General features: G+C 58.7%; 1 protein-coding gene. It reads left to right on the forward strand.

Annotation, left to right across the window (positions count from 1 at the left end; genetic code table 11):
* Positions 1-50 precede the first annotated feature (50 nt).
* The coding region (locus KVP70_RS34965; RefSeq protein WP_439897417.1) for an AMP-binding protein at positions 51-276 on the forward strand (226 nt) is incomplete at its 3' end.

Genomic DNA, 276 nt, shown 5'->3' on the forward strand with positions numbered 1-276 from the left:
AGACGGGCTTGCAAGATCGGCTGCCGAATCCGGCTCAAGCAAATCGGGTCATGCCGGTGCTGCTGCTCGACGCAGAGGAAGACGGCGCAGCCATTGCTGGGCAAGCATCGCACAACCCCGACCCGGCGCTGCTGGGCTTGACGGCGCGACACCTGGCGTATGTGATCTATACCTCGGGCTCGACTGGAGTGCCCAAGGGGGTGATGGTGGCACATCGTAATACAGTTAATTTTGTGAATTGGGCCCAGGACGAATTTGCTATCGAAGTTCTGGATC

Source organism: Duganella violaceipulchra (assembly GCF_019166075.1).
GTDB lineage: Bacteria > Pseudomonadota > Gammaproteobacteria > Burkholderiales > Burkholderiaceae_D > Rugamonas > Rugamonas violaceipulchra.